We start from the raw sequence: 3097 nt of genomic DNA on the forward strand, positions 1-3097 counted from the left end.
CGGCTTCCGCGTCGCGGACGGCCAGGGGCCCGGGCATCAGTTGTACGGGCCCGACGGCGCGCACACCGGGCGCGGTATGCCCCTCACCGGACGGGACGGCCTCGGGGCGGGCCATCTGGACCTGCGGACGGACGGCACCCTGCGCTGGGTCGACGACCCGTTCGCCCCCACGGCGGGCCGCGCCGCCGATCGCGGACCCGGCGGACAGATCGAGGTCGCGCTGCCCGGCGGCGGCCACCAGGTGTTCGACCCGGCGTCCGGGGCGTTGCTCCGTGAGGTCACCCCGCTGCCGGGCGGCGCCGGCACCCGTACCGAGTGGGCGGGTCATCACAGCGTCCGCCAGGGCGAGTTCATGGAGGTGCGGGCCGACGGCAGCCCGCTGCGGCAGGGCGTGAACGTCGTCCAGGACGGCCGCAGGACCGACTTCCAGTACGTCGTGGACTTCCCGGCGGGCGGCGGCCGGGCCACCTGGCACCGTACCCGCGTGGGAGCCGACGGCGGCGCCGAGCGCGCCGTGAGCGGCACCTTCCACCAGGGTGCGGTGAAGTCGTACGGCCCCGAAGGAAGTTGGCTGCGCCTGGACAGCTCCACCGGCAAGGGCGTCGAGGTCTTCCAGCGGCGCGTCCTGCCCGGCGGTGACGTGCTGGACGCCTTCCGCCGTACGGACTCCGTCGGCTTCGGGCACTTCAACCGCCGCACGGTCTGGGTGCGTTGGGGCGACGACGGGGCACTACGCGACTGGGGAACCCGGCACTACGACACGGCCGGTACGGGCTGGCGGGACCTCCCGCACACCAGCCTCGGCGACCGCCGCACGGGTCTGACCGCCGTGCGGGAGTACCGCGACGGCCTCCAGGCGTACGACAACGGCGCCGGCCACGTCCTGGCCGTCCGGGACAACGCGGGCGCCTGGACCTGGCACCGCTACGACGGCGGGGGCGGCCACCTGGCCGAGGGCCCCCGCACCCACGACCTCGGCGGCGGCTGGACGGACCGCGACGCCACGGGCGCGGTGGTGCAGCGGCAGTGGGGCAGCGGTCATCTCCCGCAGGACGCACGGCACTTCCAGGAGAACCGACTCGCCTCGCAGGAAGGTGTCTGGAACCGCACCGACCTCTGGGAGCGCCAGTCCCCGCACGGCAAGGAGAGCGGGAAGTACGAGCAGATGGGGCCCGGCACCTATCTGCGCACCGAGCGGCTGGGCGAGCAGCGCCCGCCCGCGTGGTTCCGCGACCACTTCATGGCCGACGTCGGGCACGCCCCGCGCACCCACGCCCACCTCGGCGGCGACAACCGCTTCCAGATGTTCCTGTGGAGCAAGGAGGCGCCGGGCGTGGACGCGAGGGGCGGGGCGCGGTACGTCGGGATGGACGGCGGGAGCGTCGACCTGAGCGCGGGCGGGGACTTCGTACGCTCCACGAACAAACTGCACAACGGCAATACGCTCAAGGTCGGCGACCACGCGCCCCGGCCCGCCCACGACCCGACGCCGGGGACCCTGGCGTGGCACGAGGGCGGGGCGGCGCCGCGCGGCGGGTACCGCTTCGAGAGCCCGGCCGGCGGCCGGACGCTCTGGGAGGACCGGATCGCCGTGGACGGTGTGCCACAGGGGCAGTGGCCGGTCGCACGGGAGGGACTGCCCGGCGGGACGGTCCGCGAGTACGCGGATCCCCCGGCCGCCCACCAGCCCCGGGAGACGGGGGCATGGGTGACGCGGGACGCGCACGGCAACCTGACGGGTATTCAGCATCCTTCGCGGGCGCCCCGAGTGGCGGGCCAGGGCGACCTGTTCGTACGGGGCACGGGTGATCCGGACGCGTCGGCGTGGACCTGGAAGCTGGTGGACGCGGCCGGTGACGACGTGGCCGGGGCCGGCGGTCCGGTCGCCGGGCGGCGGGAGTTCTTCCGTGGCTCCACCGACCCGGCGCTGGCGTGGGACGACTCGTTCCGCGACTTCGACGCGGCCGGGAACCTGGTGCGCGAGCGCCGCATGCTCGACGGCGGCGGGTACGTGGACGCGTGGGCGGACGGCGACCGGTGGCTGAGCGCCAAGTACCGGCGCGACGGCCGGGCCGTCGACTTCGGCGGAGGCACGCAGGTCCGCCAGTGGTGGCACGGCGGCGCCTGGCAGGACGACTGGGTGCGCGGCGCCCGGCACTGGCAGGACGTGCTGCGCCCGCAGGGCGGCGCCGACACGACCCTGCGGTCGGTGCCGGTGCACACCAACGGCCCGCTGCGGGTGCGCGAGTACCGCGCGGACGGCCAGGTGGCGGCGGCGGACGGCGTCTGGAAGGAGTTCGACCACGGCTCGGTCGTCCGTGAGCGCAAGGCGCTCGGCGACGGGACGTTCCTGGAGACCGACGCGTGGCGCGGCCAGTGGCGCCGTTACGACGCCCACGGCGGCCTCCTCGCCCAGCGCACCGACAGCGGCCTGGTCTTCGAGTCGCGCGGCGGCCAGCTCCACCTCACCGGGAACGAGTACGACTTCCGGGGTCCGCTCACCGAACTGCGCGGCTGGGGCCGCCGCGTCCGTGAGGCACAGCGGATGCCGTGGAGCGGCACGCCGCTGAACATCGGCGAGTCGCTCTACCAGCCGTACTGGCAAACGGTCGCGGGCAAGGCGGCGTTGGAGTTCGGCCAGGAGTTCGTGCTGGAGTTCGGCGCGAACCTGGCGGTGAACGGGATCGTGGCGGCCGTGCAGAACAAGCCCTTCACCGGGAAGGACGCGCTCAAGGCGTTCGCCAACGCGGCCGTCTCGGCGGGCATCAAGACCGGGGTCGGCACGATGATCCACGAGAACAGCCTGCCGCTCTTCCGCGATCTCGGCTCGGGCCGCGCGGGCCTCGCCAACGTCGACGGCGGCAAGCACTGGGGACGGGCGCCCATGAACCACGACAAGACGTGGGCCAACGAGTGGGGCGGCAACGAGACGGCGACCCGCTGGCGCGGCGGCACGTACGACTTCGGGTTCGGGGTGGGCACCAGTGTGCTGGCCGGCTGGGTCAACGGCTCGATGAACGCGGCGGTGTGGGGCATCACCGACGCCGAGGGCAACACCGTGAAGCTCACCGGCTGGGACGCGGTCGGCGACGGCGGC

General features: G+C 74.4%; 1 protein-coding gene. It reads left to right on the forward strand.

All coding sequences use genetic code 11. From position 1 onward, the window contains the following. A partial coding sequence (locus GT042_RS02860) for a hypothetical protein (RefSeq protein WP_161307113.1) occupies positions 1-3097 on the forward strand: 3097 nt, incomplete at both ends.

The organism is Streptomyces sp. SID3212, assembly GCF_009865405.1.
Lineage (GTDB): Bacteria > Actinomycetota > Actinomycetes > Streptomycetales > Streptomycetaceae > Streptomyces.